Below are 4970 nucleotides of genomic sequence, written 5' to 3'. Positions count from 1 at the left end.
TCTGCGCTGGAACGGGAACTGGTGCGAATTGAGACATCCGTTCCTGTTTATCGGATTAATCTGCCTGCATACTGGTGTGTGACAGATGCGCTGACTCTGGTCTGTGAAAAAATAGCGAACGGAACCTTCCGTAGCATATGGGAAGACTGTATGCCCCTAACGGATTTAAGGGGACCGGACAGGATCATTGATCGTCGCGCGGTTGTTGCTGCTACGTTTGTGGCTGGCCTTGAACTGGTGCGACGGGGAGAGGCATCGATTGTCAATGTCGCGTTTCCCTCGCCGTGATCTGCGTCTCCCCACCACAGCGGTGGTAGTGTGTGCCTTAGAGCCTGATCCGAAAGTTTTTGAACAATACCAGCCTGTTGTGATTCATCCGTCTTTACGAAGAGATGGAGTGAATGGTGACATGGACTGGTATTGCCCGACGTGAACATAGCCGGGAAGGACTGCGATATCCATCGGATATGATGGACGGGGAATGAGCTTTGATCATGCCATTTGTGCCCCCGGCGAAACGGGGCGGTCGCCCTCGCACGACGGATATGCGCGAGGTGGTCAATGCGATGCTCTACATAGCCTCGGCCGGATGCGCGTGGCGCCTGCTGCCGAAATGCTTTCCGCCGATCTCGACCGTCAGGCGCTATTTTTACGCCTGGCGTGATACCGGGTTGTTCGAGGTCATGAATACGGTGCTGGTCATGACCCTGCGCGAGATCGAGGGGCGTGAAGCCTCCCCGAGCGCGGGCGTGATTGACAGTCAGTCGGTGAAAACTACGGAAAGCGGCGGGCTTTCGGGCTATGACGCGGGCAAGAAGGTCAAGGGCCGCAAGCGCCATATCGTGACTGATACCTGCGGCTTCCTGATCTTTCTCCTCGTTCATGCCGCCGATATCCAGGATCGTGATGGGGCCATTGATGTCCTGGCGGCAATACGCAGGCGCTTTCCCTGGCTGCGCCACATCTTCGCTGATGGCGGCTATGCTGGCGAGAAATTGCGATCCGCGCTCGCCTCCATGGGAAAATGGACGGTCGAAATCATCAGGCGGTCCGATACGGTGAAAGGCTTTCAGATCCTGCCGCGACGCTGGGTGGTTGAACGGACATTCGCCTGGCTGGGACGGTGCAGGCGGCTCGCCAAAGATTGGGAAAAGTCCATTGCTTCCTCAACCGCATGGACATTGATCGCCTCGATCCGCATGCTCACACGACGGACAGCAAGGCATTATCAAGCTTGAAAAACTTTCGGATCGGGCTCTTAGCAGCCTGTCGGGTTGGGGTACTCTGTGAAGGGGTAAGGTTGTAAGGTGGTGAGATGAGCAGCTTCATCCCGTTTGACCGGTCTCAGCCGTATCTTCTGCCGCCTGATCTGAAGTCGTGGCTTCCTGCTGACGATATGGCGCATTTCGTTGTAGCCGCCGTCGAGCGGGTTCCGATGAATGCGTTCTGCGTGCCAGTACGCACGGGTGGCAAGGCACAGTACCATCCGCGTCTGATGCTGGCCCTTCTGATCTTCAGCTATGCGAACGGGCTGTTTTCCTCACGCCGGATCGAGCGGGCGACATATCGCGACATCGGCATACGCTTCGTGGCGGCGAACCTGCATCCGGATCACGACACGATTGCCACTTTCCGGCGGACGAACAGGGGCGCCATTGAAGCTGAATTTGCACAGGTCCTGCTTCTGGCGCGCGAGACGGGTCTGCTGCGTCTGGGTGTAGTATCGATTGACGGCACGAAAATCGATGCCGACGCTTCGAAATACCGTTCCCTGCGCTACGACCGGATCAGGGCGCTGCGCGAACAGCTGGCGGTGGATATCGCGAAACTGATGGACCAGGCGGAGCACGCGGATGCCACAGACAGAGATCCGCAGGCATTGCCGGAAGAGCTTGCCCGACGGGAAACGCTGAAAGCGAAGCTGGACGGAGCCTGCGCCCGGCTGGAAGCAGATGCGAAGGCGCAGGCCGAGGCGGCGCGACCGGCATACGAGAAAAAGAAGGCGGTGCGTGACGCAAAAACAGGGCGTCGCGGCCGGGCGCCGAAACCGCCGGATGATGAACCACCACCCGACCGGCAGATCAGTCTGACCGATCCCGACAGCCGCCTCATGCGGCGTTCGGACGCCCACGAGTTCCGGCAGGCTTACAATGCCCAGGCCGTGGTCTGCGCCGAAGGCAGCCAGCTGATCGTGACAACCGACGTTCTCGCCACGTCAGCGGACGCGCCATCCTTTGCCGACACGGTGCTGTCGATGGAACACACGATCGGTCTCCCAAAGACAGTGCTCGCCGACACCGGTTACGCCAGCGGGCAGGCGGTCCGGGACCTGCGGAAAAAAGGCATCGATCCGCTGGTCGCCATCGGACGGCCCTGTGCCCGCAGGCCTTACGACTTCAGACCCCATCCCGAAGCAAAGGAGCCACGCCGGATAACCGAACCCTGGCGGCTCGCCATGAAGGACAGGCTGGAAACCACAGAAGCCGGAGATGTTTACAGACTACGAAAACAGACCGTGGAGCCGGTCTTTGGAATTATCAAAAGCATCATGGGCTTCAGAAAGTTCAGCCTGCGTGGCCTTGCAAAAGTCACGACCGAATGGACCCTCGTTGCACTCGCATATAACTGCAAAAGAATGGCGCGGCTTCACGCGGCATAAGCCGGGTCAGCCTCGGCGTTATCAGCCGCAAAATGCCCAACCCGACCGGCTGCTAACATGAAAGATAGCAGACTGTTGATAGGTGAAACATTATCCCAAATCGATCTTTGATTCCATTTTTATTCTTCTTGTTTTTTGTCGTATATGTTGTATAGAATGCTTTGCCATGTATGTCATCATCCAATGTATAAGCATATGCTTGTATTAATGTCACTATCGGAGAGTTAAGATGGTTATTGGGATAGGTATTTCAACATATAATCGTTCAAAACATCTTGATAGAATATTATTTTCTATAAAAAAATTTACTAAATCCCCTTACCATCTTGTTGTTGCTAATGATGGCAGCTTAGACAATACTATAAACATATGCAAAAATCATGGTGTTTCGGTTATTGGCAGTTGCAATAAAGGGATAGCATTTAATAAAAATAGAGCGTTATATGCTTTATCTGAATTCACAGATTCAGATACTATTATTATGCTAGAAGATGATACTATGCCAATATATCCAGGATGGGAACAGTTGTGGGTAAAGGCTGTGAAAAATTTTGGCTATGTAACATATGCTCACCCTAAAATAGCTGATGGAATCTCACAAGGAGAAGGCACACCAGACAATCCCTATGCATGTATGAAAATAACTTCGCAATGTGCTGGTGTTTCCATAAAATCTCTTAAAAAAGTAGGATATTTTGATACGAGATTCAAAGGATATGGCATAGAAGATGGAGAATGGACGACGAGATTAAGAAATTCTGGATTTGGATATATAAAAGTTCCTCAGGAAGATGGATACACAAAAGAAAACTGCATGATTACTGGAGCAGTCCAGACATTTGATGTCGAATCTTATAGAGACAACGCTAGTGTTGCTAAAAATAGAGAAATTTTTTCTCAAATAAGAAACGATCCCATTCCGCGTGCTGCGTGGTTAAACGAAGAAGAAGAAGAACTGTTAAAAACTGATATAAAAGAAGGTATAAAATTAATATGTAAAGTGTGGTAAATAATATTTAACAACACCATTATTGTAATTATAAAATATTAATATTAAGTAGAGGATTCGAACCCCCTTTGGTTTTGAGTATCCTTCTGTGATTTCCTACCTTGTGTCTTGGTGAGGGAATAGTGGCATGAAGCAGCTGGGTTTCTTTGATGTTGGAGAGCGTCTGGCTCGCCTGAGCGGGCTGGGCGATCAGCTTGAAGCATTTTCCCGGAGTGTGGATTTTAAGGTGTTTCGACCTGATCTGGACAAGGCTCTGGCCTATGCGGATGGGAGCAAAGGCGGCCGTCCGCCCTTTGATGCGGTTCTGAAGTTCAGGATTCTGGTGATCCAGATGCTGAACAATCTCTCCGACGAGCGGACGGAATACCTGATCAACGACCGCCTGTCTTTTATGCGTTTCCTCGGCCTGGGCCTATCCTAAATTTCGTGTTTGGGCGTTTGATGCGAAAGAAGGAGCAGCATCATGGCCCGACGCAAGAAACCCATCATCGCTGACGATGTTCTGGACCAGGTTCTGGCTGGCCGCGTGGTCCGCACGATGTCAGACGCAGATGCCCTTCTGGGCGATATGAAGAAAGTCCTGGCGGAGCGGTTGCTCAACGCCGAACTGGACCACCACCTGGACGGCGAGGCTGTGGCTGGTCGCCCGAACTGTCGCAATGGCTATGGGCAGAAGACGGTGCTGACGGGATGCCGGTCGGGTACGGCTGGACATCCCCCGTGATCGGGCGGGAACATTGCGATCCGCGTAACCGGCCGCTTAAGCCCGCCGTTGATCATGCGGCCTGTTTGTGAAGATCTGTCATGGGTTGCCAGTTCCATGGCAACAGTTCGTGGAGCCGGTTGATCTTGTGCTCGTTGATACGGGCCAGAACATCGGTAAGGTAATCGTGCGGGTTGAGGCCTGAGAGTTTTGCGCTTTCGATGAGGGTCATGGCGTCAGCGATGTTGTCCCCACCGGCATCGGAACCGGGGAGTTTTCGACCAGCACATTTGGGGAGATTACAACCAGCACTCACCCCGGGTAGGAAAAGGAAGTCTACCCGACGCCGGAACTGGAAAAGGTAATCAAGAAGACGCTGGGCATTCCGCAATTTCAGGAACAGGTGATGCAGGTGGCCATGGTCTGCGCCGGGTTTTCAGCATCCGAGGCCGACCAGCTACGCCGCGCCACGGCGACGTTCAAGAATACCGGCACGGTCTGACGCTTCCGCACGCGGCTGATCCAGGGGATGACGACGCGGGGCTATCCCGAGACCTTCGCCGAACGTATCTTCCAGCAGTTGGAAGGGTTTGGTAGTT

General features: G+C 53.2%; 2 protein-coding genes and 6 pseudogenes. 7 read left to right on the top strand and 1 reads right to left on the bottom strand.

The window, feature by feature from the left end:
- The 6 genes and pseudogenes from GXY01S_RS18815 to GXY01S_RS16290 all read left to right on the top strand — a co-directional run.
- Positions 1–288: pseudogene (locus GXY01S_RS18815) on the top strand (segregation/condensation protein A); the annotation flags it as partial.
- A gap of 113 nt (positions 289–401) precedes the next feature.
- Positions 402–1238 (top strand): annotated as a pseudogene (locus GXY01S_RS16305) (IS5 family transposase).
- Between the two features lie 77 nt (positions 1239–1315).
- Complete coding sequence (locus GXY01S_RS16300; protein WP_061276806.1) at positions 1316–2659, top strand: IS1182 family transposase; 1344 nt, start codon at positions 1316–1318, stop codon at positions 2657–2659.
- Between the two features lie 229 nt (positions 2660–2888).
- A complete protein-coding gene (locus GXY01S_RS17745) occupies positions 2889–3668 on the top strand; it encodes a glycosyltransferase family 2 protein (protein ID WP_082770961.1) in 780 nt (259 codons plus the stop codon).
- Positions 3669–3795: 127 nt separating this feature from the next.
- Positions 3796–4086 (top strand): annotated as a pseudogene (locus GXY01S_RS16295) (transposase); the annotation flags it as partial.
- Positions 4087–4131: 45 nt separating this feature from the next.
- Positions 4132–4405: pseudogene (locus GXY01S_RS16290) on the top strand (transposase); the annotation flags it as partial.
- A gap of 39 nt (positions 4406–4444) precedes the next feature.
- On the opposite strand, the pseudogene GXY01S_RS16285 reads toward GXY01S_RS16290, so the two are convergent.
- Positions 4445–4666 (bottom strand): annotated as a pseudogene (locus tag GXY01S_RS16285) (transposase domain-containing protein); the annotation flags it as partial.
- A gap of 30 nt (positions 4667–4696) precedes the next feature.
- Between GXY01S_RS16285 and GXY01S_RS17740 the strand changes: the two are divergent.
- Positions 4697–4970, top strand: a pseudogene (locus GXY01S_RS17740) (OB-fold nucleic acid binding domain-containing protein); the annotation flags it as partial.

It is taken from the genome of Komagataeibacter xylinus NBRC 15237, from assembly GCF_001571345.1.
Lineage (GTDB): Bacteria > Pseudomonadota > Alphaproteobacteria > Acetobacterales > Acetobacteraceae > Komagataeibacter > Komagataeibacter xylinus.
The sequence above is the reverse complement of the archived record's forward strand: the minus strand, read 5'-3'. Positions and strand labels throughout refer to the sequence as shown.